This is a genomic window from Amorphus orientalis, assembly GCF_030814015.1.
Classification (GTDB): domain Bacteria; phylum Pseudomonadota; class Alphaproteobacteria; order Rhizobiales; family Amorphaceae; genus Amorphus; species Amorphus orientalis.
On record NZ_JAUSUL010000001.1, the window covers coordinates 700,177 to 726,280 of the forward strand.

Below are 26,104 nucleotides of genomic sequence, written 5' to 3' on the forward strand. Positions count from 1 at the left end.
TCAGGCGCCTGGAACGTGACTAAGTTTAGACAGGTTGCGTCCGCCCGACGGTGACGTCATCTTCGGGCGGCAAACCTTTGATCAGAACAGAGGGCCGTGTGCGGCCCGGGCGCGAGAGTGATGACACAACAGGATCCGAACCAAGCGTTTCGGCTGACCTCCTTCCTCTACGGCGGCAACGCCGCCTATCTCGAAGACCTCTACGCCCGCTATCAGACTGACCCCACGTCCGTAGACGCCGAGTGGCGCGATTTCTTCGCAAGCCTCAAGGACGACAAGAACCAGGTTCTCGCGGAAGCCCGCGGCGCGCCGTGGCAGCGTACCGACTGGCCGATTCCGGCCAACGGCGAGCTGGTCTCCGCGTTCGACAGCGACTGGGGCCCGACCGAAGGCGCCATCGGCGAGAAGATCAAGTCGAAGGCCCAGGAGAAGGGCGTCGAGCTGACCGAGGACGAGGCGCTGCGTGCGACGCGCGACTCCGTCCGCGCGCTGATGATGATCCGCGCCTACCGCGTGCGCGGCCATCTGCACGCCGATCTCGACCCGCTCGGAATCACCCAGCTGGAGGATCACGAGGAGTTGAAGCCGGAGACCTACGGCTTCACCGAGGCTGATCTCGACCGGCCGATCTACATCGACAACGTGCTCGGGCTGGAATTCGCCAGCATCCGGGAGATGAAGTCGATCCTCAAGCGGACCTACTGCTCCACCATCGGCGTGGAGTTCATGCACATCTCCGATCCGGAGGAGAAGAGCTGGATCCAGGAGCGCATCGAAGGTCCCGACAAGACCATCGAGTTCACCGACAACGGCCGCAAGGCGATCCTGAACAAGCTGATCGAGGCGGACGGCTTCGAGAAGTTCCTCGGCGTCAAGTACACCGGCACCAAGCGGTTCGGCCTGGACGGTGCCGAGGCGCTGATCCCGGCGCTTGAGCAGATCATCAAGCGCGGCGGCAATCTCGGCCTCAAGGACATCGTGCTCGGCATGCCGCACCGCGGCCGCCTCAACGTGCTCGCCCAGGTGATGGGCAAGCCGCACCGCGCGATCTTCAACGAGTTCAAGGGCGGCTCGTTCGCACCCGACGAGGTCGAGGGGTCCGGCGACGTCAAATACCATCTTGGCGCGTCATCGGACCGCGAGTTCGACGGCAACAACGTCCACCTGTCGCTGACCGCCAACCCGTCGCATCTGGAAATCGTCGATCCGGTTGTGCTCGGCAAGGTGCGCGCCAAGCAGGACCAGCTCTCCGACACCGAGCGGACCATGGTCATGCCGATCCTGCTGCACGGCGACGCGGCGTTCGCCGGCCAGGGCGTTGTGGCGGAGTGTTTCGGCCTGTCCGGGCTGAAGGGCCACCGCACCGGCGGCTCCATCCACTTCATCGTCAACAACCAGATTGGCTTCACCACCAATCCGCGGTTCGCGCGCTCGTCGCCCTATCCGTCGGACGTGGCGAAGATGATCGAGGCGCCGATCTTCCACGTGAACGGCGACGATCCGGAAGCGGTGGTCTACTGCGCCAAGGTCGCGACGGAGTTCCGGCAGAAGTTCCACAAGCCGGTCGTCATCGACATGTTCTGCTACCGGCGCTTCGGCCACAACGAGTCCGACGAGCCGGCGTTCACCCAGCCGCTGATGTACAAGGTCATCCGGGATCATCCCTCGACCCTGGACATCTACGCCAAGCGGCTGATGGACCAGGGGCTGATGACCTCGGAGGATTTCGACGGTCTGAAGCAGGCCTGGCGCGACCATCTCGAGCAGGAATATTCCGCCGGCGAGAGCTTCAAGCCGAACAAGGCCGACTGGCTGGACGGACGCTGGAGTGGGCTCGGCATCGCCACCAGCCCGGACGATCCGCGCCGCGGCAAGACCGATGTCGCCGAGCCGACCCTGAAGGACATCGGCGCCAAGCTGACCGAGGTTCCCGAAGGCTTCCAGGCCCACCGCACGATCTCCCGCTTCATGGATCATCGCCGCAAGATGATCGACACCGGCGAGGGGATCGACTGGGCGACCGGCGAGGCGCTGGCGTTCGGCTCGCTCCTGGTCGAGGGCTTCCCGGTCCGGCTGTCCGGCCAGGACGTGGAGCGCGGCACCTTCTCGCAGCGCCATTCGGTGCTCTACGATCAGCAGACCGAAGACCGCTACATCCCGCTGAACAATCTGGCGGAGACCCAGGCCCGGTACGAGGTCATCAACTCGATGCTCTCGGAAGAGGCGGTGCTCGGCTTCGAGTACGGCTACTCCCTGGCCGAGCCGAACACGCTGGTGTGCTGGGAAGCCCAGTTCGGCGACTTCGCCAACGGTGCGCAGGTCATCATCGACCAGTTCATCTCGTCGGGCGAGCGCAAGTGGCTGCGCATGTCCGGCCTGGTGCTGCTCCTGCCGCACGGCTACGAGGGCCAGGGGCCGGAGCACTCCTCCGCGCGCTTGGAGCGCTTCCTGCAGCTGTGCGCCGAAGACAACATGCAGGTCGCCAACTGCACCACGCCGGCGAACTACTTCCACATCCTGCGCCGTCAGATCAAACGCGACTTCCGCAAGCCGCTCATCCTGATGACGCCGAAATCCCTCCTGCGCCACAAGCGGGCGGTCTCGCGTCTCGACCAGATGACGCCGGAATCGAGCTTCCACCGCATCCTGCTCGACGATCTGGACGGCAAGGGCGAGAACGGCCTGGTCGCCGACGACAAGATCCGTCGCGTGGTGCTGTGCTCCGGCAAGGTCTATTACGACCTTCTGGAGGAGCGCGAGGAGCGCGGCGTCAACGACGTCTACCTTCTCCGCGTGGAGCAGCTCTATCCGTTCCCGACCAAGTCGGTCCTGGCGGAGTTCAAGCGCTTCCCGAACGCCGAGATGGTGTGGTGTCAGGAAGAGCCGGCGAACATGGGCGGCTGGAGCTTCGTCCGTCCGTTCCTGGAGTGGGTCCTGAACCAGGCCAACTCGAACCAGACCGCACCGCGCTATGCGGGCCGTCAGCCGGCGGCGTCCACCGCCACCGGCCTGATGTCCAAGCATCTTGCCCAACTGAAAGCATTCCTGGAGGAGGCGCTCGGACCCTCGTCCTAGCGTTTCCCCCGGTTCCCGACCTTCGCATCGTTTACAGAGCATACGGAAACAGGCGCCATGGCCAGCGAGATCCGCGTCCCCAATCTCGGGGAATCCGTCACCGAGGCGACAATCGCCCAGTGGTACAAGAAGGAGGGCGACGCGGTCTCCCAGGACGAGCCGCTGGTGGAGCTCGAGACGGACAAGGTCACCGTCGAGGTTCCGGCTCCGAGCGCAGGCACGATCTCCGAGATCACCGTGAAGGAAGGCGAGACCGTCGAGGTCGGCGCGCTGCTCGGCCAGATCGGCGAGGGCTCCGGCGCGGGCGCGAAGGAAAAGGATACCGGATCGTCCGAGAAGAGCGAGCCGAAGGCTGCCGAAGCCGAGGCGCCGAAGAGCGAGGAGCCGGCCGAGGCGCCCGCGTCGTCCGGCGGCGAGGGGGTCGACATCAAGGTTCCCGCGCTCGGCGAATCCGTGACCGAGGCGACCATCGGCAAGTGGCTCAAGAACGAGGGCGATGACGTCGCCGCCGACGAGCCGCTGGTCGAGCTCGAGACCGACAAGGTGAGCGTCGAGGTTCCGGCGCCTGCCGCGGGCAAGCTCGGCTCGATCGCCGTGAAGGAAGGCGAGACCGTCGAGGTCGGCGCCGTGCTCGGCCAGGTGATGGCCGGCGCCGGTGGCGGCGCGGCGTCCAAGCCGGCCGAAAGCAAGTCGTCCGATAAGGAAAGCGCGCCGTCCGGTCAGTCGAAGTCGTCCGGCTCGTCCGAGATGCCGCCGTCCCCGGCCGCCTCCAAGCACCTGAAGGAGGCCAATCTGTCGGCCGATCAGGTCGAAGGCTCCGGCAAGCGCGGCCAGGTCCTCAAGGAGGACGTGCTGTCGGCGATCGAGAAGGGGCTGACGGACATGCAGGCCTCCGGCGGATCGAAGCAGCAGCCCCAGCGGGCGCCGGTCGCGGCGGAAGACGATGCACGCGAGGAGCGGGTCAAGATGACCCGCTTGCGCCGGACCATCGCGCGCCGCCTGAAGGACGCGCAGGACACCGCGGCCATGCTCACCACGTTCAACGACGTGGACATGGGCGCGGTCATGGAGCTGCGCAAAAGCTACAAGGATCTCTTCGAGAAGAAGCACGGCGTCCGGCTCGGCTTCATGGGCTTCTTCGCCAAGGCCGTGATCCAGGCGCTGAAGGAGATCCCGAACGTCAACGCCGAGATCGACGGCGACGAGATCGTCTACAAGAACTTCTACCACATCGGCGTGGCCGTCGGCACGGACAAGGGCCTCGTGGTCCCCGTGGTGCGCGACGCCGACCAGCTGTCGATCGCCGATATCGAGAAGACGATCAACGACTTCGGCAAGCGCGCCCGGGACGGCAAGCTGAAGATGGAGGAGATGCAGGGCGGCACCTTCACCATCTCCAACGGCGGCGTCTACGGTTCGCTGATGTCGACGCCGATCCTGAACGCGCCCCAGTCGGGCATCCTCGGCATGCACCGCATCGATCAGCGCCCGATGGCGGTGAACGGCCAGGTGGTGATCCGGCCGATGATGTATCTGGCGCTCTCCTACGACCACCGGATCGTCGACGGCAAGGAAGCGGTGACGTTCCTGGTGCGCGTGAAGGAAGCCATCGAAGATCCGCAGCGGCTGGTTCTGGACCTCTAGAGCGTCGCCAGGCCGCGTGAAAGCCGGTTCGGCGGGCCCTGACTGAGGTCCGCCCGACCGGAAACGGCATTGGGCGGCCCGATCCGGGGACGACCCGTCAGCCCGTATCGCCGGGCGGGCGCCGTTTTGACCAGGACAGAAGGAAGACTGGTGTGAGCTCGTACGACCTGATCGTGATCGGAACCGGCCCCGGCGGCTATGTCTGCGCCATCCGCGCCGCCCAGCTCGGCATGAAGGTCGCCGTGGTGGAGAAGCGTGCCACCCATGGCGGCACCTGCCTCAATGTCGGCTGCATCCCGTCCAAGGCGCTGCTGCACGCCTCCGAACTCTATGAGGAGGCCGGCCACGGCTTCGAGGGCATGGGCATCAAGGTCCAGCCGGAGCTGGATCTGGCCGGCATGCTCGCGTTCAAGGACGAGGGCGTCGACGGCAACGTGAAGGGCGTCGAGTTCCTGCTGAAGAAGAACAAGGTCGACACCTATCACGGCACCGGCACCATCGCCGGCGCCGGCAAGGTGACGGTCACGCCGGAAGAGGGCGAGGCCCAGACGCTGGAGACCAGGTCGATCGTGATTGCGACCGGGTCGGAAGTGTCGAGCCTGCCGGGCATCGAGATCGACGAGAAGAAGGTCGTTTCGTCGACCGGCGCCCTGTCGCTGCCGGAGGTGCCGAAGCGCCTCATCCTGATCGGCGGCGGCGTGATCGGACTGGAGCTCGGCTCGGTCTGGCGCCGCCTCGGAGCCGAGGTCACCGTGGTGGAGTATCTCGACCGCATCCTCCCGCTGGAGGACGAAGAGGTTTCCAAGCAGTTCCAGAAGATCCTTCAGAAGCAGGGCATGAAGTTCAAGCTCTCCTCGAAGGTCACCGGCGTGGCCGAGGAAGGCGACGGCCTGAAGGCCACCGTGGAGCCGGCCAAGGGCGGCGACGCGGAGACGCTCGAGGCGGACGTGGTGCTGGTGTGCGTCGGTCGGCGCCCCTTCACCGACAATCTCGGCCTCGACGAGGTCGGCGTGGAGCGCGACGACAAGGGCCGGGTCAAGACCGACGGCCACTTCAAGACCAATATCGACGGTATTTACGCCATCGGCGACGTGATCGCCGGCCCGATGCTCGCCCACAAGGCGGAAGACGAGGGCATGGCCGTGGCCGAGATCCTCGCCGGCCAGGCGGGCCACGTGAACTACGACGCGATCCCGAGCGTGGTCTACACCTATCCGGAAGTGGCTTCCGTCGGAAAGACCGAGCAGGAGCTCAAGAAGGACGGAGTGGACTACAAGGTCGGCAAGTTCCCGTTCATGGCCAACGGCCGCGCCAAGGTGAACCGGACCACGGACGGTTTTGTGAAGATCCTGGCGGATGCCAAGACCGACCGGGTTCTCGGTGTGCACATGATCGGCGCCGACGTGGGCAACATGATCGCCGAAGTGGTTCTGGGCATGGAGTTCGGCGCCGCGGCCGAGGACATCGCGCGGACCTGCCACGCCCACCCGACGCTGCCGGAAGCCGTCAAGGAAGCCGCGCTCGCCGTCGATGGCCGCGCCATCCACATGTGACCGGTTCCCGGCATGACCTGATACGGAAAGGGCCGCTCATGCGGCCCTTTTTCGTGTCCGGAATGTCGCCTGGTCGCGGCAACCGCATGTCGGCGGGCTCTGACACAGATCAGCGTGCCGACGGACCTGCTGGCGGGTTTATGGACATCAGGCGCGGTGGGTGAGGCCCAGCGGCGCGGGACGGCCCGACGGGAGCGCGGGGGCTTCCGGTGCGTTGGACTTCTTGATGGTCTCGACCTCTTCGCGCAGATGCGCGGCCTCGCGGCGGTTGCGCCGGGCAGCCTTGCGGAAGCGGCCCTGCCGCATCCAGACCGCCATGCCGCCCAGAATGACGCCGATTGCGAGGCAGGCGAAGATCACCCAGTAGAGCGGAAGCGTGACGGAGAGCGCCGTCTCGGACGGCCGGAACGGATCGAGGACGAGGCGAACCGGGGAGCGATTGGCGACCGCCAGGATCACGAGGATGATCGCGATCGGAAGGAGGACGAGGGTCTCGAGAAAGCGCTTCACGACGTCTGGTCTCCGAAAAGGATCGGCCGGAGAGCGGTTCGCGGCCGGTCCGCCGGCTGACGGCGGATACACCCGGCCGGCGGAGAGGGAAGTCTACTTCGATCCAGCATAACCGTTGTTGAGACGCTCGCGCATCTCCTTTCCGGTCTTGAAGAAGGGCACGTGCTTGCCCTCCACGTCGACCTGCGCGCCGGTCCGCGGATTGCGGCCCGTCCGCGGCGGCCGGCTCTTCACCGAGAACGCCCCGAAGCCGCGCAGTTCCACGCGGTCACCGCGCATCATCGCATCGGCGATCTCGTCGAGAATGGCGTTAACGATGTTCTCGACGTCGCGCTGGTAGAGGTGCGGATTGTGCTGTGCGATCCGCTGCACCAATTCCGATTTGATCATTGGGCCCGCCCTTGTCGCCCACCAGTGTCGGGCACGGATGGACCGTGCCAAAGCGACACCAGACCGTCAAGCTGGCCGCCACCACCAATGTTCAGAGGAAGCGCCCGATCCAGGCCCGTGGCAGTGAGCACGCCGTGGGTGATGCCGTGGGCGATGCGGGCGGAGAAGGGCAGGTCCTCCAGGTCGTTCTCGAGGGACCAGGTGCGGACCGGCAGCTCCGGATCGATGCTCTTTTCCGAGCTCAGCCAGTCGACGGCGGCGCGCTCGCCGCCGAGCGCGTCGATGAGCTTGGCCTCAAGCGCCTGATGGCCGGTGAACACGCGCCCGTCGGCGAGGCCGCGCGCGGTGGCGTCGTCCATGTTCCGCCGTTCCACGACCAGGCCCAGGAACCAGTCGTAGCTGTCGCCGATGATGCCCTGGAGCATGTCGATGGCCGCCTGGGGCGGTTCGGAGAAGGGCGAGGGCTCGGCCTTGAGCGGCCCGCTCTGGACGGTGTCGACCTGGATGCCCAGGGAATCCAGCATCTCGTAGACCTGACCGTACTGCATCAGGACGCCGATCGAGCCGGTCAGCGAGGTGCGATGGGCGACGATGTGGTCTGAGGCCAGCGCGATCAGGTAGCCGGCGGAGGCGCCGAGGGTGCCGATCTGGGCCACAAGCGGCTTCTTCTCGGCCAGCTCGCGCAGCGCGTTGTAGGTGACCTCGCCGCCCGTGGTGCTGCCGCCCGGCGAATTGACGTAGAGGATCACCGCCTTCACCGCGTCGTTGTCGGTCAGGTCCTCGATCATCTCGACGGTGCGGCGGTCGTCGGTGATCACCCCTTCGATCGGCAGCCGCGCGATATGCGGCGTGTTCTTGCCGACGAGGCCGTCACCGACACCGAACGCGATGGCGACGGCGGCCACGGTTGCGGCGATCGCGATCACGGCCAGCGCCCGCCAGAAGCTGGCGGAACGTCTCAGCCGACGGCGATCGACCAGGACATCGGCGTCGAGTGTCATACGGGGTCCTCCGAGGCGACGACGGCGGCCGGACTGCCGGCCGGCGACGACCATACATGATCGCGGCGCCGATGTCCGGCGGCCTCAAGCCGGTGTGAAAGGGGCAATGAAGGCGGTCCGGAACCGCCGGCTCGGTCAGGTCGGCGGCGTGCCGTTCTGGGACAGGACGTCGCCGGCCAGATAGAGCGATCCGCAGATCAGGATCCGGGGCGGCGGCTCGAAGCGCCAGCTTTCCGCCAGAAGCCGGAGCGCGGTGCGCACGCTGGAGACCGGTTCGGCCGGCACACCGGCCGCCTCCGCCATGTCCGCCAGCGGCGCCGGCTCGATCGCCGCGTCGGAGCCGAACACCGGAACGGTGAAGGCGTGACGGACGAGCCCGGAGAAGGGGCGGAAGAAGCCGACCGGATCCTTGGTCGACAGCATGCCCGTGATCAGGAACAGAGGCCGCGAGACCCGGTCTTCCAGGTCGGCCATATAGGCGGCGAGCGCTTCGCCGGCGTCCGGATTGTGGCCGCCGTCGAGCCAGATCTCGGCGCCCGGCATGGCCGTTTCCACGACACGGCCCTTGGTCAGCCGCTGCAGGCGGGCCGGCCAGTCCACGGTCGTGAGGGCGGTTTCGGCGGCCTCGACCCCGGTCCACAGCCCGGCGGCCCGGATCGCCGCGATCGCGGTGCCGGCGTTGACGAACTGATGGCGGCCGGGAAGTCGCGGCGCCGGCAGGTCGAACAGGGCATTCTCGTCCTGGTAGACCAGCCGCCCGTGTTCCTCCAGGACCGACCAGTCCTGACCGCCGAGATGAAGCGGTGCCCGCGCCCGGGCGCTCGCCTTTTCGAGCACCGCGGTAACCTGATCGCTCTGGGGGGCGGCGACGACGGGCCGGCCCGGCTTGATGATGCCGGCCTTCTCGCCCGCGATCGCTTCGATGCCGTCGCCGAGAAAGCGCTGATGGTCGAGCCCGATCTGGGTGATGACGCTGACCAGCGGGCTGTCGATGACGTTGGTGGCGTCCAGGCGTCCGCCAAGCCCGGTTTCCAGCACAAGCGCTTCCGCCGGCCGCTCCGAAAACAGGAGCATCGCGGCCGCCGTCGTGATCTCGAAGAAGGTGATCGGCTCGCCGCCGTTCGCCCGTTCCGCGCGCTCCAGCGCCTCGGCGAGCGTCGCGTCGTCGACCAGGCGTCCGCCGCCGGGCTCCGCCAGGCGGATGCGCTCGTTGAAGCGGACCAGGTGCGGAGACGTGTAGACGTGGACCCCGTTGCCCGCGGCCTCCAGAGCGGCCCGCAGGAAGGCCGTGGTCGATCCCTTGCCGTTGGTGCCGGCGATGTGGATCGTCGGCGGCAGGCGCCGCTCGGGATGGTCAAGCGCGGCCAGGAGCCGCTCCATGCGCTCCAGGGAGAGATCGATGACCTTGGGATGGAGCGCGAGCAGGCGCTCCAGGATCGCGTTTGTATGGTCCATGATGATGGAAGCGGGCCTAACTGACCGTTTGTCCGGCCTCTGCCGAGGCGGGCGCTGTTTCGGTGGCCGCCGGAGAGGGGCCGGCCTTGGCGTCGGTGTCGCTTTCTCCGTCGACCGGGACCGGCAGGCTGGCCGGATCGGGCTGATGCGTCAGAAGCCGCAGGAGCCGCGCCAGCGTCGACCTGATGTCGTGACGGTGCACGACCATGTCCACCATGCCGTGCTCCAGCAGATATTCCGCGCGCTGGAATCCCTCCGGCAGCTTCTCGCGGATCGTCTGCTCGATCACCCGGGGGCCGGCGAAGCCGATCAGCGCGCCGGGCTCGGCGATATGGACGTCACCCAGCATGGCGTAGGAGGCCGTCACGCCGCCGGTGGTCGGGTTGGTCAGGACCACGATATAGGGCAGGCCGGCTTCCTTGAGGGCCATGACGGCGGCCGTCGTGCGCGGCATCTGCATGAGCGACAGGATGCCCTCCTGCATGCGCGCGCCGCCGGAGGCCGCAAACAGCACGAACGGAAGCCCCTTCTGGCGGGCCTCGTCCAGGCCGGTGATCAGCGCCTCGCCCGCCGCCATGCCGAGCGATCCGCCCATGAAGGCGAAGTCCTGCACGGCGACGACCGTCTCCAGGCTCTCGATGCGGCCCCGGGTAACCAGAACCGCATCCTCGCGGCCGGTCTTCGCGCGGGCGTCGCGCAGGCGTTCGGAATAGCGGCGTTCGTCGCGGAACTTGAGCGGATCGCTGGCGACCGAGGGCGTGGCGATGGTCTGGTAGGTGCGCTCGTCGAACAGCATTTCCAGCCGGTGCACCACCGGGATGCGCATGTGCACGCCGGAGTTCGGCACCACGTACTGGTTGGCCTCCAGATCGCGGTGGAAGACCATCTCTCCGGTCTCGGGACACTTGATCCAGAGATTCTCGGGGACTTCCCGCTTCTCGAGGAATGAGCGGATCTTCGGACGGAAGACGCTGTTGATCCAGTTCACGGACGGATCCTTTGCGATGTGTCGTTGAGGACGGAGCGGATCATGCCGCCGCGCCGCTGCGAGCGGATTGAATGCCGTTTGCGAGGTCTTTGACCAAGTCAATCACGGCGTGTGTGGTTGCGTCCGTCGCCCGGCCGTCATCGTCGAGCGTGTTTGCGACAGCGGCGACGAGGGCGGAGCCGACCACCACGGCGTCGGCGGTGCGGGCGAAGGCGGCGGCCTGTTCGGGCGTCTTGACGCCGAAGCCGACGGCCACCGGCAGCCGGGTGTGGGCCTTGATGCCGGCCACGGCCTGCGCCACCCGCTCCGGGTCCGGCGTCGCGGTGCCGGTCACCCCGGCGATCGAGACGTAGTAGACGAAGCCGGAGGTGTTGGCGAGGACCACCGGCAGGCGCTTCTCGTCGGTGGTGGGCGTCGCCAGCCGGATGAAGGCGAGGCCCGCGTCCATCGCCGGCAGGCACAGCTCGGCGTCCTCCTCCGGCGGCAGGTCGACCACGATCAGCCCGTCCACCCCGGCCTCGACCGCATCGGCCAGGAACCGGTCGCGGCCATAGGAGTAGATCGGGTTGTAGTAGCCCATCAGCACGATCGGCGTGTCGGCATCCTTGGCGCGGAACGCGCGGACCATGTCGAGGGTCTTCACCACGGTCTGGCCGGCCTTGAGCGCGCGCAGCGAGGCCGCCTGGATCGCCGGGCCGTCGGCCATGGGGTCGGTGAACGGCATGCCAAGCTCGATCACGTCGGCGCCGGCCGCCGGCAGCCCGTCGAGAATGGCCTGGGAGGTCGCAGGGTCGGGATCGCCGGAGGTCACGAACGTGACCAGGCCGGCGCGGCCTTCGGTCTTGAGGGCGGCGAAGCGGGCGTCGAGACGGGCGACGGTCACAGGTCCCACCCCATGGTCTTGGCGATGGTGTGCACGTCCTTGTCGCCGCGGCCGCACATGTTCATGACGATGATCCGGTCCCTGTCCATCTCCGGCGCGATCTTCGACACATGGGCAAGCGCATGGGCCGGTTCCAGGGCCGGCAGGATGCCTTCCGTGCGCGCCGACAGCTGGAAGGCGTCGAGGGCCTCCCGGTCGCCGATGGGGACATAAGTGACGCGCCCGGTCTCCTTCAGCCAGGAGTGTTCCGGGCCGATGCCGGGATAGTCGAGGCCCGCGGAGATCGAATGGCCTTCCAGGATCTGGCCGTCGTCGTCCTGGAGCAGATAGGTGCGGTTGCCGTGCAGCACGCCCGGCCGGCCCGCCGTCAGCGAGGCGCAGTGCCGGTCGCCGTCGAGCCCGTCGCCGCCGGCCTCCACGCCGGTGATGGCCACCTCCGGATCGTCCAGGAAGGGATGGAACATGCCGATGGCGTTCGAGCCGCCGCCGACGCAGGCGACGATCTGGTCCGGCAGCCGGCCTTCGGCCTCCAGGATCTGGGCCCGGGCCTCGGTGCCGATCACCGACTGGAAGTCGCGCACCAGCTCGGGATAGGGGTGCGGCCCCGCAGCCGTGCCGATCAGGTAGTAGGTGTCGTCCACGTTGGCGACCCAGTCGCGCAGCGCCTCGTTCATGGCGTCCTTGAGGGTGCCGGCGCCGGAGGTGACCGGGATCACCTCGGCGCCGAGGAGCTTCATCCGAAAGACGTTGGGCTTCTGCCGCTCCACGTCGGTGGCGCCCATGTAGATCACGCAGGGCAGGCCGAAGCGGGCGCAGACGGTGGCGGTGGCCACGCCGTGCTGGCCGGCGCCCGTCTCCGCGATGATGCGGGTCTTGCCCATGCGCCGGGCCAGCAGGATCTGGCCGAGGCAGTTGTTGATCTTGTGGGAGCCGGTGTGGTTGAGCTCGTCGCGCTTGAAGTAGACCTTGGCGCCGCCGAGTTCCTCCGTCAGCCGTTCCGCGAAATAAAGCGGCGAGGGCCGGCCGGTGTAGGTGGCGTTCAGCCCGGCAAGCTCGGCGGCGAAGTCCGGATCGTGCTTGGCGGTGCGATAGGCTTCCTCCAGCTCCAGGATCAGCGGCATCAGCGTCTCGGCCACGAAGCGGCCGCCGAAAATGCCGAAGTGGCCGGTCCCGTCAGGACCGGAGCGGAGCGAGTTGGGATGATGCGTCACGGCGGTTCGGCTCTTGTTAGGTCATGACCCAGGTGATCGCCGGCCCTGGTCCTTGCAGCGCAGCGACCGGGCCCGATCGGCGGATTTTCAGACGGCGGCCAGGGTTTCGCTGGCCCGCCGGACGGATGCGACGAAGGCCGACATCCGGGACACATCCTTCTGCCCGGGCGCGCTCTCCACTCCGGAGGAGACGTCGACGGCCCAGGGGCGAACAACTGTCACGGCGTCCGATACATTCTCCGGAGTAAGCCCACCGGAAAGCATGAAGGGCAAGCCCCGGTCAAGCGCGGCGAGCAGCGACCAGTCGAACGCCGCTCCGTTCCCGCCCGGCCGCGTCGCGTCCCTGGGCGGTTTGGCATCCAGCAGGATATGGTCCGCGATATCGCGATAGGCTGCGACCGGTTCAAGGTCGTCGGCGGTCGCCACGCCGATCGCCTTCATGACCGGAAGACCGAGCCGCGTCCGCGTCGCCGCCACGGTCTCGGGGCTCTCCTTGCCATGAAACTGGAGGAGGGTTGGTCTGACAGTCTCGGCGATCCGGTCGAGCAGCGCCGGCTCGGCGTTCACCGTCAGCGCGACGATGCCGGCCCGGCCGCGTGCGCGCTCCGCCAGGACGGCGCCCGCGTCCAGCGACAGGTTGCGGGGGCTCGGGGGGAAGAAGACGAGGCCGATCATGTCGGCCCCGGCGGCGATGGCGGCGTCGACGGCAGCCGGATCGGTCAGCCCGCAGATCTTGATCCGCGGCGACGCTCGCTCCGCCAGCGGCGGACGCGGGGATCCGGCGCGCTCCGTCATCCGCTTGCCGAACGGGTCGGGTGGATCGACTGCCCCGCCGCCTCGAGCTCTTCCTCGACCATCTCGCGGCGCTCCTCCGCCTTCAGCTCGTCGAGCTGCGGCATGGAGATGATGTTGTAGCCGGAATCGACGAAGTGAACCTCGCCGGTCACGCCGGAGGAGAGGTCGGAAAGGAGATAGAGGCCGGTTCCGCCGATCTCGTCGATGGTCACCGTCCGCCGGAGCGGCGCGTGCTTGCGCTGATAGTTGAACATGAAGCGCGCGTCGGTGACGCCGGCGCCGGCGAGGGTGCGGACCGGTCCGGCCGAGATCGCATTCACGCGGACGTTCTGGGTGCCGAGATCGACCGCGAGATAGCGCACGGAGGATTCCAGCGCGGCCTTGGCCACACCCATCACATTGTAGTTCGGCATCACCCGGGTCGCGCCGCCATAGGTCAGCGTCACGATCGAACCGCCGTCGGTCATCAGGTCGGCGGCGCGCTTGGCGGCCTCGGTGAAGGAGAAGCACGAGATCACCATGGTGCGCACGAAATTCTCGCGGCTGGTGTCGCAGTAGCGGCCCTTCAGCTCGGTCCGGTCGGAGTGGGCGATGGCGTGGACCATGAAGTCGATCGAGCCCCAGGTCTCCCGGGCCTTGTCGAAGACCGCGTCGACGGAGGTGGTGTCCTCCACATCGCACGGCATCACGAAGGGCGCGTTGACGGAGTCGGCGAGCGGCTGGACCCGGCGGCCGAACTGGTCGCCCTGGTAGGTGAAGCCGATCTCCGCGCCTTCTTCGGCAAGACGCTTGGCAATGCCCCACGCGATCGAATGGTTGTTCGCGACGCCAAACACGAGGCCCCGCTTGCCCGCCATTACTCCCGCCATTCGACCAACCTCCTGGCTCCGACCGCGTCGATCGGGATCTGCGTCTCCGATGGAGCCCCGTTGCGGTCAGATGACTTCATCTGACCGGCGCGACCGAACTCCAGACTCAATCACTTCGGCAGCCCTGCCGGCGACCGGATCGCGACGATCCGACCGGCGGCTGCCATGGCGCCCGTTTTGTTCGTCACCCGTCGTAGCGCTTGAACACGACCGATGCGTTGGTTCCGCCGAACCCGAATGCGTTGGACATGACGCATTCCAGCGCGACGTCGTCCTGGCGCTCCCGGACGATCGGGACATCCTCGAAGGCCGGATCGAGCGTCTCGATGTTGGCCGATTCGCAGATGAAATTGTTCTTCATCATCAGCAGCGAATAGATCGCCTCGTGCACGCCGGCGGCACCCTGAGAGTGCCCGGTAAGGGACTTGGTCGCGGAAATCGGCGGAATCTTGTCGCCGAAGACGGACTTGATCGCCTCGATCTCCTTGATGTCGCCGATCGGCGTGGAGGTGGCATGCGGGTTGATGTAGTCGATCGGCATGCCCGCCTGTTCCACGGCCGCCTTCATGCAGCGGGCGCCGCCCTCGCCGGACGGCTGCACCATGTCGACGCCGTCCGAGGTGTGGGCATAGCCGACGATTTCCGCATGGATGGTGGCGCCGCGCGCCTTGGCGTGCTCGAGCTCTTCCAGCACGAGGACACCGGCGCCGCCGGAAATGACGAAACCGTCCCGGTCCGCGTCATAGGCGCGGGAAGCCCTTTGCGGAGTGTCGTTGTACTTGCTCGACATCGCGCCCATCGCGTCGAACAGGACCGACAGGGTCCAGTCGAGTTCCTCGCAGCCGCCCGCGAAGATGACGTCCTGCTTGCCCATCTGGATCTGTTCGCAAGCCGAGCCGATGCAGATGTTGGTGGTGGCGCAGGCCGCCGAGATCGAGTGGTTCAGCCCCTTGATCTTGAACCAGGTGGCCAGCGTCGCCGACGCGGTCGACGACATCGATTTGGGGACCGCGAAGGGCCCCACCCGGCGCGGTCCCTTGTCCCGCGTGATGTCGGCTGCTTCGACGATGGCGTGGGTGGAGGGGCCGCCCGATCCCATGATGATGCCCGTGCGCTCGTTGGAGATGTCGCTCTCCTCGAGCCCCGAATCTTGGATCGCCTGCTCCATGGCCACATGGTTCCAGGCCGTGCCGCCGCCGTGGAAGCGCATGGCGCGCCGGTCGACGACCTCTTCGGCGTTCAGCGTGGGGGCGCCATGGACCTGACTGCGGAACCCGAGCCGCACGTAGTCCTCGGCCCGCACGATGCCCGGACGCGCTTCGCGCAGCGACGCGAGCACTTCTTGGGTCGAGTTGCCGATCGAGGACACGATCCCCATCCCGGTAACGACCACTCGTCTCATTCGGGCCTCCTTGGTCTTCCGCCGGCGCCTGATGACTTCCGGGATCGACCGTCCGCGGCGACTGCCGCTTCGGGGTCGATCATCTCCCGGTCCTTCCGGCGTGTCCATATCGGCCGGCGGGATCCTGATCCGGCGCGCCCGGCAGACCGGGGCGCCGCTTGATGATAGCTGGCTGTTTCGTGCGCGGACGCGCCGCCGTCAACCCATCGACACCTGAGCGTCGTCGACGAACAGGCCGACGCGCAGACCCTGGGCAGAGAAAATGGGTTCGCCGTCGGCCTTCACCCACCCGTCACCGATTCCGAGGGTCAGCTTGGAGCGCATCACGCGCTTGATGTCGACGCCGTATTCCACGGTCTTGACGGACGGCAGGACCATCCCGGAGAATTTCACCTCCCCGGCCGACAGGGCGCGGCCCCGGCCCGGCGCCCCGAGCCAGCCCAGGAAGAAGCCGAGCATCTGCCAGAGGGCGTCCAGCCCGAGACAGCCCGGCATCACCGGATCGTCCTTGAAGTGGCAGGCGAAGAACCAGAGGTCCGGGCGAATGGCCAGCTCCGCGGTTATCTGGCCCTTGCCGTGGGCGCCGCCTTCGTCGGAGATCGACGAGATCCGGTCGAACATCAGCATCGGGGGCAGCGGAAGCTGCGCGTTGCCCGGTCCGAACAGCTCGCCGCGACCACACGCCAGAAGATCCTCATACTCGAAACTGGAGCGGCGCTGATCAGTGCCCATGCCGGTTCAAATTCCTCATCCGTTCCTGGCCGATCCCGTCTGCCGGGGCCCGGCGGAGCCGGGTCTTCAACAGGCAGGCGCATCGGCCGAGCCGCAACTGCGCCACGCTCCCAGGCGGTCATGGTCCTGAAGACCCATCGAATAGGGGGAACGCAACGGCGGGTTTCCTAACATACGGTTTTATGACCGCAAAGCCACCGCTGAGCATTGCGCGCGAAATGGAAAACGCGACACAATGGCGCGTTGCGCCGCGACCTCGAAATGGCGCCATGATTGCACGCTGGCTGAGGCTCTGTTAATTTCGACTATTGAGATCTGCATTTACAACGGTTACATCTGCAACCATATTCCGACAATCGATCGGTACGGCGGTTCTGGCAGCGAGGTTGGCGGGACTAGGTCGAGCACGCGATGGCGGGAACGAAGGAGAACGAGATGCACGGAGCCCGCATCCACCACGAGATGCATCACGGTGCGAGCAAGGCGCGGGACATCAAGATGATGTTGCGGGACGCCGGTCTCCGCCCGACCCGGCAGCGCATTGCGCTGGCCGACCTGCTGTACAAGCACGGCAACCGGCACATCTCCGCGGAGCAACTGCACGAGGAGGCGATTTCCGCCCGCGTGCCGGTGTCGCTCGCGACGGTCTACAACACCCTGCACCAGTTCACCCAGGCCGGGTTCCTGCGTGAGGTCGCCGTCGACGGCACGAAGACCTATTTCGACACGAACACCAGTGACCATCACCACTTCTTCAACGAGGAAGACAATTCGGTGGTCGACATTCCGGGTGGCTCGCTGGCGATCGACGACATTCCCGAAGCGCCGGAAGGCATGGAGATCGTCCGGGTCGACGTGGTCGTGCGCATTCGCCCGATCGAGCGCGGCTGACCCGACCAGGCCTCCCGCCACGGAGATCGAAGGCCCGGCCGTTCGCGGACAGCGAACGGGCGGGTTTTTCTTTTTCGGGGCCGGAAAGACCGGTCCGGCGCACCGGTGGCGCGCCCGGCGTTCGGCTCAGTCGATCATTTCGTTGGGATAGACGCCGAACAGGGTCTTCTGGGCGACGAAGCCGCGCCAGTTGGATCCGAAGATCTCGCACCAGGTCTTGTCGCAATTGTCGACGTCGGCCATCACCATCGGCTGCAGCATGGCGGTGACATCGGCTTCGTCGTCAGGCCGTGCACGCAGGGGCACGGGGTCGGTCCGCCACGGGGCGACCAGAACGGTGCGCCGGCTCGCCAAGAGGCTGTGATAGACCCAGCCCTCCGCGCCGTCCGAATCGCGGATGCGTCGCCAGTTGTCGAATTCCTGCACCACCTCGACCGGCCAGCCCTCCCGCGTGAAGGTCCACTTGATTCCGTAGTCGGTGCCCGGTCCAACGCGCACGTTCACCTCGTTGGACTTCAGGCTGACGAACCGGGGCAGGGGAAGCCCGCTCGGCCCTTTCTGAACCTGGACCTGGGCCAGCGCGCCGCCGCCCGCACAGGCGAGGGCGAGAACGGTCACAAGCGTGGCGGCCCAAAGGCGGAAGGGTGGTCCGGGCAGGCGATACTCTACCAACTTGCTGTCTCCGCGTCTGTCGGCGGCACCCGGTCCGGCTCGGTGCAGTCCGGCCGGCAGGGCTCCGTAAAACAATGGTGGAGCCCGTGTCCGTCGGTCGGGTGTTTCCGTCCGATCCCGAAAGGCTCTAGGAGACCATCGCCCGTCGATCAAGCGCTTCGGGTGAGCGTCGGCTTGCGGGCGGCGGCGTTTGCGGTGTCGAGTTGTGTTTCGACTTCGGTCTGATAGACCTTCTCAGCATGCGGAGCGGGCCTTTCCCGCCGCCGCATGCGCACGATGCCGGCCGGAGCGGGGTGGGGAAAAGTCGGACGACGGCTTCTTCCCGGATCGCGCTCCGACCTGTTAGGAACGATCATGACCGCAGGAGCCCGGCCGCGCCGCCGGACCGGGTCGGGGTCTGGAGCGGGCCTGCCCTTCGCAGGAAAGGCGGACCGGCTCCAAGGATTTTTAGTGTCGTGTCTTTCGGGCGGCGAGCCGGTCTGCGCTATGCCCGGAAGGCCTCTGGGACGTCAACAACTCGGGCGAGTCGGTCGCGATGGCAAAGAAAAAGCCGCTGGTGGTGGTCACACGGAAGCTTCCGGATGCCGTGGAAACCCGGATGCGGGAGCTCTTCGATACACGGTTGAACGTCGACGACCGGCCGATGACCCAGGCGGAACTGGTCGAAGCCGCCAAGACGGCGGACGTGCTGGTTCCCACCATCACCGACAAGATCGACACGGCCGTGCTGTCCCAGGCCGGGGACAAGCTGCGGCTGATCGCCAACTTCGGCAACGGCGTCGACAACATCGACGTGCCGACAGCCAACAACCGCGGCATCACCGTCACCAACACGCCCGGCGTCCTGACCGAGGACACCGCCGACATGACGATGGCGCTGATGCTGGCGGTGCCGCGCCGGCTGGTGGACGGCATCCGCGCGATCGAACAGAACGAGTGGAATGGCTGGTCGCCGACCTGGATGCTCGGACGGCGGATCTCCGGAAAGCGGCTGGGGATCGTCGGCATGGGGCGCATCGGTACGGCGGTGGCACGCCGCGCGAAGGCGTTCGGCATGTCGATCCACTATCACAACCGGCGCCGGGTGGCCTCCGGGCTGGAGGAGGAGCTGGAGGCGACCTACTGGGACAGCCTCGACCAGATGCTCGCCCGGATGGACGTCATCTCGATCCATTGCCCGCGCACGCCCGCGACCTATCACCTCCTGTCGGCGCGCAGGCTGAAGCTGATGCGGCCGGAGGCCTACATCGTCAACACGGCGCGCGGCGAGGTGCTCGACGAGACCGCCCTGGTGCGCATGCTGGAGGCGGGCGATCTGGCCGGGGCCGGTCTGGACGTGTTCGAGCAGGAGCCCGCGGTCAATCCGAAGCTGATGGCGCTCACCCGGACGGGCCAGGTCGTGCTCCTGCCGCATATGGGCTCGGCCACGATCGAAGGCCGCGTCGACATGGGCGAGAAGGTCATCATCAACATCCGCACGTTCATGGACGGCCACCGGCCTCCGGACCGGATCCTGCCGTCCATGCTGTGACGACTGCGACTGCCGCGCGGTTCCCGACAGCCGGGCGTGCGTCAGCTGCTTTTCGGCCGCATGGGCCACGTCGCGTCCATCAGGGCGGTCGCGAAGTCGTAGCCCTCCTCGATGGCTTCCCGCGCATAGGTGAACGCCGTCGGGCGCGGAGTGGTCATCTGGCCCATCACCTCGTCGCCGATGATCTCCAGCTCGGCGGCGAAACCGGTCGCCAGCCGCCGCATGGTGCGGTTGGAGGCCTGACAGGTGACGATGACCCGGGAGATGCCGCGGGCACAGGCCGTGGAGAGAATGCGCTCCATCAGCATGCTGCCGATGCCGCGCCCCTGCCAGCCCGGTTCGACGGAGAAGGCGGCCTCGGCGGTGGCGACGTCCATGCTGCCCAAGGGGTGCAGCTCGGCGACGCCGCGCAGGAGCCCGTCTTCGAAATAGCCGTGCAGAGTCGCCTCGCTGGCGATGGTTCGCGCGGCGTAGTCGCTCAGAAAATCGTCCGATACGCCGTGGCCGAACCGGCCGCGTCGCGTCTGCTGGTCGAGGCGCAAGAGATGTGCGCGGTACGCAGCTTCATCGCTGCGTCTCATCCGGCGGCTGACGCCGGGAAAAGTGGCAAAAGTCGTGTTGCGTTGCGGCATAAATATCTCCAGCCGATCCGGAAATCTGCCGCCCCTCGGTGCTTCCCTATTCAATTTTTCATGGAATGCGCCGATTTTTTCGCGCCAAGATACGCATGCGCTACTCGCAAATCCGAACTCTATGTATTGTGCGGTGCACACAAAGACAAGGCCGGGCGGATCGGATCGAGGGGAAAAGACGTGGCCGCTGGTACGCGGGACTGACAGGAGCAGCGGCGGGCTGGCCGGTCGGGATGTCGCTGTCGGGAGCGATCCGGCCGACGGAAAACGGTCGGATTCGCGTTTGCCCAAAAACTTGCGTCAAGAATGGGTAAACCTTATCCCGCCAAAGACATTGTAGTGGGTGGACCCGGAACGCGGAAACAGGAAGTCGGAGACAATGGCCTGTAAGACATGGATCCTAGCGCTGGTAGCTGTCGGAGTGGCCGTTGGCGGCTGCTCGAGCACGTCGGGGCGCTACGCGCCGTCACTCCCAGCGACCCCGAGCCAGCCGGTCAGTTCCGGACAACTCCAGCCGATCGAGCCGGCTCCGCCGGAACAGCCTCCGGTCGAGGAGACGACGGAGCAGACGACCGAGGAAACCCAGGTCGCCTCGCTTCCCGATCAGTCGACCGCGCTCAATCTCGAGCGGTCCGATCTGCTCGGCGGCTGGGGCGTGACGTCGGCCGGCGAAACCTGCCAGCTGTTCATGACGCTGACCACCTGGACCGGCGGCTACCGCGCCTCGACCCGTGGCTGCGAGGGCGACGAACTGTCGACCGTCTCGGCCTGGGACCTGTCGGGCAAGCAGATCACGCTGAAGAACGGCGAGGGCGGCAACGTCGCGACGCTGCTGGCGACCGAGGAAAACCGCTTCAACGGTGCGACTGTCGCCGGGCGGGCGATCTCGGTCTATCGCTGATCGCCTGCCCGCCGAGGCCGGCCCGCTGCGCGCAGGCCTGGAATGCGCTGTCGGCCGCGGGCGTCAGCCCGTCCGGCACCGTGGCGGCGCAGAAATGGACCGCGTAGCGATCGGGATCCTCGAGAAGGGATGCCGTCCCCGGCTGAAACAGCCGGGGCCCCTGGTCTTCGAAGAACGCCGGCAGCGGCAGCGCGTGCCGGCGCAGTTCCAGCCGGTCGACCAGATGGGTGAGGGCCGGCGGGCCGGCGACGTGCCGACTCATGCGTGAGATCGGAAACCGGATGCCGAGAGCCCAGAGCGCATAGAAGCGCAGCCGCTGCTGCGGCAGCCGCTCGTAGCGGGCCGCGCGCACCGGGGTCTCGAACAGGCCGACCAGCCGCTTGAGAAGTTCGCTTCCGGCCGGTGCCGCCAGGATCGCGTTGCTGATCGAATCGTCGCGGAACCGGGTTCGTTCGACGCCGAAGACATAATCGGGCTCGAAGTCGAACGGGCGCAGGCAGTAGACGTCGGTGTCGACCCAGATCACACCGTCGTGCTTCTGCAGCATGCGATAACGGAAAAGGTCGGCGAACATCGACAGGCCGCCCGACCGTTCGTGCTGGAAGACCGCGTCTGCCGGCAGCACGTCGGCCGCGTCCACGACTTCCACGCCGGCCGGTCCTGTCAGAGGCTCGTAGGCATGCAGAACCACCCTGTGACCGGCGGCCACGAAGGACGCGAGGCACATCTGCGCGAGCGGCGGCAGCTCCGGCCCGATCCAGAACGAGTGGATGTCACGCAGGCGCGCCATCAGGTTTTCCGAGGTTCAAGCGACGGCCGCATCCTGCGATGCGGCCCGCCGAAGGACCTACAAGGCGCGCCGCCGGCTGTCCACCGGGACGGCGTGTGGTCGGCTACAGAATAAAGCGGCTCAGGTCCGCGTTCTTGGCGAGCTCGCCGAGATTGTCGTGCACGTAGGCCGCATCGATCGTCACGGTTTCGCCGCTGCGGTCCGACGCCGTGAACGAGATATCGTCCAGCACCCGCTCCATGACGGTCTGCAGCCGCCGCGCGCCGATATTCTCCACCGTGGCGTTGATCTCGACCGCCACTTCCGCGATCGCGTCGATGGCATCCTCGGTGAAAACGAGGTTCACGTCCTCGGTCTTCATCAGCGCGACCGACTGCCGGATCAGGCTGGCTTCGGTCTCCGTCAGGATCGCCCGGAAGTCCTCGCGGGTGAGCGGCTTGAGTTCGACGCGGATCGGCAGCCGGCCCTGCAGCTCCGGCAGGAGGTCGGACGGGCTGGAGACGTGGAAGGCACCCGAGGCCACGAACAGGATGTGGTCGGTCTTCACCGCGCCGTGCTTGGTCTGGACGGTGGTGCCTTCGACGAGCGGCAGCAGATCGCGCTGCACGCCTTCGCGGGAGACGTCCCCGGAGACCTTGCCGCCGCGCGCGGTGACCTTGTCGATCTCGTCGAGAAACACGATCCCGTTGCCCTGGACCTCGGCGATGGCTTCCTGGACCAGGCTTTCCTCGTCGAGCAGCCGGTCGGACTCCTCGTTGATGAGGTACTCGTAGGAATCCGCGACGCTGGTCTTGCGGGTTTTCTTGACGCCGCCGAACGCCTTGCCAAGCACGTCGGAGAGGTTCATCACGCCGACATTGCCGCCCATGCCCGGCACGTCGAAGCTTGGCATCGAGGGTGACTGGGTCACCTCGATCTCGATCTCCTTGTCGTCCAGCTCGCCGGCGCGCAGGCGCTTGCGGAAGCTGTCGCGGGTGGCGGGGCTGGCGTTCTTGCCGACGAGCGAATCCAGCACGCGCTCTTCCGCCGCCAGGTGGGCGGTCGCCCGCACGTCCTTGCGCCGGCGTTCGCGAACCTGGGAGATGCCGATCTCCAGAAGGTCGCGGATGATCGATTCCACGTCCCGGCCGACATAGCCGACCTCGGTGAACTTGGTCGCCTCGACCTTGATGAAGGGCGCGTTGGCGAGCTTGGCGAGACGGCGCGAGATCTCCGTCTTGCCGACGCCGGTCGGGCCGATCATCAGGATGTTCTTCGGCATCACCTCGTCGCGGATGTCGTCGGCGAGCTGCTGCCGCCGCCAGCGGTTCCGGAGCGCGATGGAAACCGCCCGCTTGGCGGCATGCTGGCCCACGATGAAGCGGTCGAGTTCGGACACGATCTCGCGCGGCGAGAAGGTCGCCATGGGGGTGTCCTTGCGGTCGGAGCCCCACTGCTGCGCGCCGGCGGCCGTCTCTGGGTCATCGTCCTTGGTGGATGCAAAAGCCATGATTGTCTTTCCGAAGATCTGGAGGATATCGGGCTGGCGCCGCCTGACGGCCGCAGCTACCGGTCAGGCGCCGGGCTTGAGGCGCTCCACGACGAGCTCGTTGTTGGTATAGACGCAGATGTCGCCGGCGATCCCCATCGCGCGCCGCGCAATGGTCTCGGCGTCCATGTCGGTGTCCATCAGCGCGCGCGCCGCGGCAAGGGCGTAGAGGCCGCCCGAGCCGATGCCGACGACGCCGTCCTCCGGCTCCAGCACGTCGCCGTTGCCGGTCAGCACCAGCGTCTGGTTGACGTCGGCGACGATCATCATCGCCTCGAGGCGGCGCAGATAGCGGTCGGTGCGCCAGTCCTTGGCCAGTTCGACGCAGGAGCGGAGGAGCTGGCCGCGATACTGCTCGAGCTTCTGCTCCAGCCGTTCCAGAAGCGTGAAGGCGTCGGCAGTGGCCCCGGCGAACCCGGAGATCACGTCGCCGTCGCCCAGCGGGCGGACCTTGCGGGCGTTGGACTTCATGACCGTCTGGCCGAAGGACACCTGGCCATCGCCGGCGATGACGACCTCGTCGCCCTTGCGCACGGCCAGGATGGTGGTGCCGTGCCAGCCGATCGGATCTGCGGAAGACGTCATGGAGACCTCAAACAAACACTGACTGTCTCGGCGGGGAGGGCCCGCCGGCTACGCACCCTGATGTATGGTGCCGACGCCGTATTGCAAACGCGGTCGGAAGCCGCGTGTCAGGCGGCCATGGTGGGGGTATCGGTCTGGGCCTCGACGGCGCGCCGATACAGCCACACCCGGGCCGGCGGAACGTTGCGCACGACCCAGGACGTCCGCGTCACGCCGTAGCGGCCGTGGACCTCGGGCACCGGCGGCACCAGCGCATAGGAGAACTGGATGAACGGAGCGCCGGGCCGGTTCAGCTCCAGCGCATCCTCGATCAGCTTCTGGCGGGCTTCCAGCGGCCGGGTGAACAGCGGCAGGCTGGAGACGACGCCGGCCAGCGAGCCGGGCGTCGGAGTCCCCAGCGACTCCGCCATCGCGTAGGCGTCGCCCTCGATGATCGTGGCGCGCGGGAAGCGTTCGGCCAGAAGCGCGCAGAAGTCGGGGCTGTACTCGATCAGGATCAGCCGCGACTCGTCGATGCCCCGCTTGACCAGCGCGTCGGTGACGACGCCGGTGCCCGGACCCAGCTCGACGATCGGGCTGCCGCAGTCGGCATCCACGAAGCTCGCCATCAGGCGCGAGAGGCTGGCGCCGGACGGGGCGACCGCGCCGGTGATCAAAGGTCGCTCGACCCAGGCCCGGAGAAACCGGACTTCGTCCACGAAGCGGTCGGAAAAGCGACGGGCATGAGTGCGGGCAATGGCAAGCATCGGAAGCCTTTTCGTCTCAATCGGCAGCGCCGCGCCCGCGCCGGGGTCCACGCGCGCTCCCGCCTCAGCTCCCGAGGCTGTCGAAGAAATCCTTCACCCGGGAGAAGAAGCCATGCGATTCGGGATGATTATCCTGTGACGTCTCTTCTTCAAAGGCCTCAAGAAGCTCGCGCTGTCTTTTCGTGAGATTGCGCGGCGTCTCGACAACAACCTGAATGTACATGTCGCCGAACTGCGGCCCGCGAATGACCGGCATGCCCTTCGACTTCAGCCGGAACTGGCGCCCGGTCTGGGTCCCCTCCGGCACTTTCACCCGGGTCTTGTCGCCGGCGACCGTGGGCACCTCGAACTCGCCGCCGAGCGCCGCCGTGGTCAGCGAGATCGGTACCCGGCAGAAGATGTCGGCGCCCTCGCGCTGGAAGAAGGCGTGCGGCTTGATCGACAGGAAGATGTAGAGATCCCCGGCCGGACCGCCCATCACGCCGGCCTCGCCCTCGCCGGCGAGCCGGATGCGGGTGCCGTCCTCGATGCCGGCGGGAATGTTCACGGAGAGCTTGCGCTCCTCGGCGATGCGGCCCTGGCCGGAACACGCATCGCAGGGATCGGTGACCACGCTGCCGCGGCCCTGGCAGGTCGGGCAGGTCCGCTCGAGGGTGAAGAAGCCCTGGGTCGCCCGAACGCGGCCGGCGCCCTTGCAGGTCTGGCAGGCGCTGGGCGAGGTGCCCGGCTTGGCGCCGCTGCCCGAGCAGGTCGAACAGGTCACGGAGGTCGGGACCTCGATCTCGACGGTCTTGCCTTTAAAGGCCTCTTCCAGGTCGATCTCGAGATTGTAGCGCAGGTCCGCCCCGCGCTCGCGGCCGCCGCCGGACCGGCGCCGCGGACCCATGCCGAAGAATTCGTCGAAGATGTCGGACATCGCGGAGGCGAAGTCGCCCCCGAATCCGGCGCCGCCGGGGCCTCCACCCGCGCCGTTCTCGAATGCCGCGTGGCCGAACCGGTCATAGGCCGCCCGGCGCTGCGGATCCTTCAGGATCTCGTAGGCCTCGCTGACTTCCTTGAACTTGACCTCGGCGTCGGCATTGCCCGGATTGCGGTCCGGGTGGAACTGCATGGCGAGCTTGCGGTAGGCGCTCTTCAACTCGGTTTCGGACGCCTGCGCGTGGACGCCCAGAACCTCGTAGTAGTCGCGCTTTGCCATGGTGTGCAGACTCTAGCTTGCGGATCCGGCCGCCGCTCGGACCATCGGCATTACGTGCCCTTCACCGTGGATGTGGCGAGGGGCGGAATGCGGAAGGGAGCAGGTCGGCACTTGGGATCCCG

24 protein-coding genes are annotated in these 26,104 nt (G+C 67.1%); 6 read left to right on the top strand and 18 right to left on the bottom strand.

The window, feature by feature from the left end; translation table 11 throughout:
* Nucleotides 1-120: 120 nt before the first annotated feature.
* The 3 genes from J2S73_RS03130 (at nucleotide 121) to lpdA (ending at nucleotide 6,272) form a co-directional block, all read left to right on the top strand.
* Nucleotides 121-3,075 (top strand): 2-oxoglutarate dehydrogenase E1 component, encoded by a 2,955-nt coding sequence (locus J2S73_RS03130; protein WP_306883958.1) that lies wholly within the window; start codon nucleotides 121-123, stop codon nucleotides 3,073-3,075.
* A gap of 57 nt (nucleotides 3,076-3,132) precedes the next feature.
* Nucleotides 3,133-4,719 (top strand): 2-oxoglutarate dehydrogenase complex dihydrolipoyllysine-residue succinyltransferase, encoded by a 1,587-nt coding sequence (gene odhB, locus J2S73_RS03135; RefSeq protein ID WP_306883959.1) that lies wholly within the window; start codon nucleotides 3,133-3,135, stop codon nucleotides 4,717-4,719.
* Between the two features lie 152 nt (nucleotides 4,720-4,871).
* Entirely contained in the window at nucleotides 4,872-6,272 is a 1,401-nt protein-coding gene (gene lpdA, locus J2S73_RS03140; RefSeq protein ID WP_306883960.1) for a dihydrolipoyl dehydrogenase, read from the top strand.
* A 147-nt stretch (nucleotides 6,273-6,419) separates the two neighbouring features.
* Here lpdA and J2S73_RS03145 read toward each other — a convergent pair whose 3' ends face one another.
* From J2S73_RS03145 to fabA, 11 genes are all read right to left on the bottom strand, one after another.
* Entirely contained in the window at nucleotides 6,420-6,782 is a 363-nt protein-coding gene (locus tag J2S73_RS03145) for a lipopolysaccharide assembly protein LapA domain-containing protein (RefSeq protein WP_306883961.1), read from the bottom strand.
* A 93-nt stretch (nucleotides 6,783-6,875) separates the two neighbouring features.
* The gene (ihfB, locus tag J2S73_RS03150; RefSeq protein WP_306883962.1) at nucleotides 6,876-7,172 is read right to left on the bottom strand and encodes an integration host factor subunit beta; all 297 of its coding nucleotides are present in this window, start codon (nucleotides 7,170-7,172) and stop codon (nucleotides 6,876-6,878) included.
* Nucleotides 7,169-8,173 carry a signal peptide peptidase SppA gene (gene sppA, locus J2S73_RS03155; protein ID WP_306883963.1) on the bottom strand — a complete coding sequence of 335 codons (1,005 nt, stop codon included), beginning with the start codon at nucleotides 8,171-8,173 and terminating at the stop codon, nucleotides 7,169-7,171. Before sppA ends, ihfB begins: the two co-directional genes overlap by 4 nt.
* Before the next feature lie 135 nt (nucleotides 8,174-8,308).
* Nucleotides 8,309-9,628: a bifunctional folylpolyglutamate synthase/dihydrofolate synthase gene (locus J2S73_RS03160; RefSeq protein WP_306883964.1), complete on the bottom strand. Its 1,320-nt coding sequence runs from the start codon at nucleotides 9,626-9,628 to the stop codon at nucleotides 8,309-8,311.
* Between the two features lie 16 nt (nucleotides 9,629-9,644).
* Nucleotides 9,645-10,616: an acetyl-CoA carboxylase, carboxyltransferase subunit beta gene (accD, locus tag J2S73_RS03165; protein ID WP_306883965.1), complete on the bottom strand. Its 972-nt coding sequence runs from the start codon at nucleotides 10,614-10,616 to the stop codon at nucleotides 9,645-9,647.
* A 40-nt stretch (nucleotides 10,617-10,656) separates the two neighbouring features.
* Nucleotides 10,657-11,499, bottom strand: coding sequence for a tryptophan synthase subunit alpha (gene trpA / locus J2S73_RS03170; protein ID WP_306883966.1), 843 nt, complete (start codon nucleotides 11,497-11,499; stop codon nucleotides 10,657-10,659).
* Entirely contained in the window at nucleotides 11,496-12,710 is a 1,215-nt protein-coding gene (trpB, locus tag J2S73_RS03175) for a tryptophan synthase subunit beta (protein ID WP_306883967.1), read from the bottom strand. Before trpB ends, trpA begins: the two co-directional genes overlap by 4 nt.
* An 87-nt stretch (nucleotides 12,711-12,797) precedes the next feature.
* A complete protein-coding gene (locus tag J2S73_RS03180; protein ID WP_306883968.1) occupies nucleotides 12,798-13,505 on the bottom strand; it encodes a phosphoribosylanthranilate isomerase in 708 nt (235 codons plus the stop codon).
* Complete coding sequence (gene fabI, locus J2S73_RS03185; RefSeq protein WP_306883969.1) at nucleotides 13,502-14,374, bottom strand: enoyl-ACP reductase FabI; 873 nt, start codon at nucleotides 14,372-14,374, stop codon at nucleotides 13,502-13,504. The genes J2S73_RS03180 and fabI overlap by 4 nt, the downstream gene beginning before the upstream one ends.
* 184 nt (nucleotides 14,375-14,558) lie before the next feature.
* Entirely contained in the window at nucleotides 14,559-15,776 is a 1,218-nt protein-coding gene (fabB, locus tag J2S73_RS03190; protein WP_306883970.1) for a beta-ketoacyl-ACP synthase I, read from the bottom strand.
* Nucleotides 15,777-15,974: 198 nt separating this feature from the next.
* On the bottom strand, nucleotides 15,975-16,508 hold the full coding sequence (gene fabA / locus J2S73_RS03195; protein WP_306883971.1) for a 3-hydroxyacyl-[acyl-carrier-protein] dehydratase FabA: 534 nt from the start codon (nucleotides 16,506-16,508) through the stop codon (nucleotides 15,975-15,977).
* A gap of 435 nt (nucleotides 16,509-16,943) precedes the next feature.
* On the opposite strand from fabA, the gene irrA reads away from it, so the two are divergent.
* Nucleotides 16,944-17,399: an iron response transcriptional regulator IrrA gene (irrA, locus tag J2S73_RS03200; protein ID WP_370874383.1), complete on the top strand. Its 456-nt coding sequence runs from the start codon at nucleotides 16,944-16,946 to the stop codon at nucleotides 17,397-17,399.
* Nucleotides 17,400-17,525: 126 nt separating this feature from the next.
* On the opposite strand, the gene J2S73_RS03205 is transcribed toward irrA, so the two are convergent.
* Nucleotides 17,526-18,071, bottom strand: a complete 546-nt coding sequence (locus tag J2S73_RS03205) for an SH3 domain-containing protein (protein WP_306883972.1) — start codon at nucleotides 18,069-18,071, stop codon at nucleotides 17,526-17,528.
* A gap of 535 nt (nucleotides 18,072-18,606) precedes the next feature.
* Here J2S73_RS03205 and J2S73_RS03210 point away from each other — a divergent pair.
* Nucleotides 18,607-19,602 (top strand): 2-hydroxyacid dehydrogenase, encoded by a 996-nt coding sequence (locus J2S73_RS03210; protein WP_306883973.1) that lies wholly within the window; start codon nucleotides 18,607-18,609, stop codon nucleotides 19,600-19,602.
* A gap of 41 nt (nucleotides 19,603-19,643) precedes the next feature.
* On the opposite strand, the gene J2S73_RS03215 is transcribed toward J2S73_RS03210, so the two are convergent.
* Nucleotides 19,644-20,183: a GNAT family N-acetyltransferase gene (locus J2S73_RS03215; protein WP_306883974.1), complete on the bottom strand. Its 540-nt coding sequence runs from the start codon at nucleotides 20,181-20,183 to the stop codon at nucleotides 19,644-19,646.
* Between the two features lie 430 nt (nucleotides 20,184-20,613).
* Between J2S73_RS03215 and J2S73_RS03220 the strand changes: the two genes are divergently transcribed.
* On the top strand, nucleotides 20,614-21,135 hold the full coding sequence (locus J2S73_RS03220; RefSeq protein WP_306883975.1) for an AprI/Inh family metalloprotease inhibitor: 522 nt from the start codon (nucleotides 20,614-20,616) through the stop codon (nucleotides 21,133-21,135).
* Here J2S73_RS03220 and J2S73_RS03225 read toward each other — a convergent pair.
* From J2S73_RS03225 to dnaJ, 5 genes are all read right to left on the bottom strand, one after another.
* Entirely contained in the window at nucleotides 21,089-21,925 is an 837-nt protein-coding gene (locus J2S73_RS03225; RefSeq protein WP_306883976.1) for a glycosyltransferase family 32 protein, read from the bottom strand. The genes J2S73_RS03220 and J2S73_RS03225 overlap by 47 nt on opposite strands.
* A gap of 103 nt (nucleotides 21,926-22,028) precedes the next feature.
* The gene (gene hslU / locus J2S73_RS03230; protein ID WP_306884936.1) at nucleotides 22,029-23,330 is read right to left on the bottom strand and encodes an ATP-dependent protease ATPase subunit HslU; all 1,302 of its coding nucleotides are present in this window, start codon (nucleotides 23,328-23,330) and stop codon (nucleotides 22,029-22,031) included.
* A 147-nt stretch (nucleotides 23,331-23,477) separates the two neighbouring features.
* Complete coding sequence (hslV, locus tag J2S73_RS03235) at nucleotides 23,478-24,038, bottom strand: ATP-dependent protease subunit HslV (protein WP_306883977.1); 561 nt, start codon at nucleotides 24,036-24,038, stop codon at nucleotides 23,478-23,480.
* A 107-nt stretch (nucleotides 24,039-24,145) separates the two neighbouring features.
* On the bottom strand, nucleotides 24,146-24,784 hold the full coding sequence (locus tag J2S73_RS03240; RefSeq protein WP_306883978.1) for a class I SAM-dependent methyltransferase: 639 nt from the start codon (nucleotides 24,782-24,784) through the stop codon (nucleotides 24,146-24,148).
* Nucleotides 24,785-24,848: 64 nt separating this feature from the next.
* Nucleotides 24,849-25,982 carry a molecular chaperone DnaJ gene (gene dnaJ / locus J2S73_RS03245; protein WP_306883979.1) on the bottom strand — a complete coding sequence of 378 codons (1,134 nt, stop codon included), beginning with the start codon at nucleotides 25,980-25,982 and terminating at the stop codon, nucleotides 24,849-24,851.
* Nucleotides 25,983-26,104 lie beyond the last annotated feature (122 nt).

Excerpts from the sequence above, each read along its gene's own strand:
- J2S73_RS03130 (WP_306883958.1), top strand. The coding sequence starts at position 121 with ATGACACAACAGGATCCGAACCAAGCGTTTCGGCTGACCTCCTTCCTC.
- odhB (WP_306883959.1), top strand. The coding sequence starts at position 3,133 with ATGGCCAGCGAGATCCGCGTCCCCAATCTCGGGGAATCCGTCACCGAG.
- ihfB (WP_306883962.1), bottom strand. The coding sequence starts at position 7,172 with ATGATCAAATCGGAATTGGTGCAGCGGATCGCACAGCACAATCCGCAC.
- sppA (WP_306883963.1), bottom strand. The coding sequence starts at position 8,173 with ATGACACTCGACGCCGATGTCCTGGTCGATCGCCGTCGGCTGAGACGT.
- J2S73_RS03160 (WP_306883964.1), bottom strand. The coding sequence starts at position 9,628 with ATGGACCATACAAACGCGATCCTGGAGCGCCTGCTCGCGCTCCATCCC.
- J2S73_RS03180 (WP_306883968.1), bottom strand. The coding sequence starts at position 13,505 with ATGACGGAGCGCGCCGGATCCCCGCGTCCGCCGCTGGCGGAGCGAGCG.
- fabI (WP_306883969.1), bottom strand. The coding sequence starts at position 14,374 with ATGGCGGGAGTAATGGCGGGCAAGCGGGGCCTCGTGTTTGGCGTCGCG.
- fabB (WP_306883970.1), bottom strand. The coding sequence starts at position 15,776 with ATGAGACGAGTGGTCGTTACCGGGATGGGGATCGTGTCCTCGATCGGC.
- fabA (WP_306883971.1), bottom strand. The coding sequence starts at position 16,508 with ATGGGCACTGATCAGCGCCGCTCCAGTTTCGAGTATGAGGATCTTCTG.
- irrA (WP_370874383.1), top strand. The coding sequence starts at position 16,944 with ATGCACGGAGCCCGCATCCACCACGAGATGCATCACGGTGCGAGCAAG.
- J2S73_RS03210 (WP_306883973.1), top strand. The coding sequence starts at position 18,607 with ATGGCAAAGAAAAAGCCGCTGGTGGTGGTCACACGGAAGCTTCCGGAT.
- J2S73_RS03215 (WP_306883974.1), bottom strand. The coding sequence starts at position 20,183 with ATGAGACGCAGCGATGAAGCTGCGTACCGCGCACATCTCTTGCGCCTC.
- J2S73_RS03220 (WP_306883975.1), top strand. The coding sequence starts at position 20,614 with ATGGCCTGTAAGACATGGATCCTAGCGCTGGTAGCTGTCGGAGTGGCC.
- J2S73_RS03225 (WP_306883976.1), bottom strand. The coding sequence starts at position 21,925 with ATGGCGCGCCTGCGTGACATCCACTCGTTCTGGATCGGGCCGGAGCTG.
- hslU (WP_306884936.1), bottom strand. The coding sequence starts at position 23,330 with ATGGCGACCTTCTCGCCGCGCGAGATCGTGTCCGAACTCGACCGCTTC.
- hslV (WP_306883977.1), bottom strand. The coding sequence starts at position 24,038 with ATGACGTCTTCCGCAGATCCGATCGGCTGGCACGGCACCACCATCCTG.
- J2S73_RS03240 (WP_306883978.1), bottom strand. The coding sequence starts at position 24,784 with ATGCTTGCCATTGCCCGCACTCATGCCCGTCGCTTTTCCGACCGCTTC.
- dnaJ (WP_306883979.1), bottom strand. The coding sequence starts at position 25,982 with ATGGCAAAGCGCGACTACTACGAGGTTCTGGGCGTCCACGCGCAGGCG.